Here is a 1,116-nt window from a genome sequence, read left to right on the forward strand (position 1 = left end):
GGATTTTGAAAAAAAATGCGTAATTTAAATTGAAGAAATCAAAAATTTATTTATTTATTGAAATATTGTTTGAGAATGTCGATACTTCATTGATATTGGGAGTGAGTGATTGATATTTCTGCGACTGTTCAAATCCAGGTATTGATATTAATATCGAGAGCATTTTTCGCGATTATAGCAGGAAAGGTGGGGATCTCCTTGTGGACACCCGGGCAAGGTAGATCCTGTGAAGGGGACAAGAACCGTCAAGTTGAGAGCCCAGTTTGGTTACACCAGGCATCCAGGCAGGGARAGGACRGTAAATATRTAWGMWATTGGTTATTKATTGAGAGSATTTGSACTRTTGATGGAGGTGACATGAGCTCTTGGCTAATCGGAGCTCTTACTTCAGTGTGAAGTGTGAGCAATCCAATATCGCATGTTTGACTGTTTGAGGCGTCMTTCCATCACAGGGACAGAATGGATTCGCCGCCAGTCAAAAGCGATGCAAGAGAGGAAAGGGCCATGACCAGAGAAAATCCATAGGGATAGGTTTGGCAGACAGGGGAAGCTGATTGCTAGGAAAGAAATGCTGCAGATTGTCGTTGGACAAAAGCAGCGAGTCAATTCGACAGATTTTAATTCGCAGGAATTGAAAATTGGAATTGCACTACGAAACTGTTTGAAAATGCATGCGTAACAAATTGGAACTTTTTTTTTTCTATCATGGCGAATAACTTTTTATTTGAATCGTTGTTCGTTTTTTTTTTTTTTTTGATATTATTTTCATGAATTTTCATCGAAGGTCATGAAAGTTCATAAAAACTCTTTTAAGGTTTTTTGTGCATTTTCGAATTCTGAAGCCCTCGTTTCATTTTTTATTTATACATCGATAATAATAACGGGAAATCATTTAATGGGATGTAAAAATGTATTTAATAACTTTTTAACTTCAAAAAGTTTTTTTTTTTTTTTTATATGTATTTGTTTTACTGAATAATTCATTTTTATTCCACGTTTTTAATTGTTAATCATACCGTCGACAGAATGACAGACTTTATAGACAGTTTTGAGTTTCCCCTCCCCTCCCCCAACGAGTGCATTACGAAGGCAGATTTTAATGTTAATTTTTTTTTT

Source organism: Sodalis-like endosymbiont of Proechinophthirus fluctus (assembly GCF_001602625.1).
Lineage (GTDB): Bacteria > Pseudomonadota > Gammaproteobacteria > Enterobacterales > Enterobacteriaceae.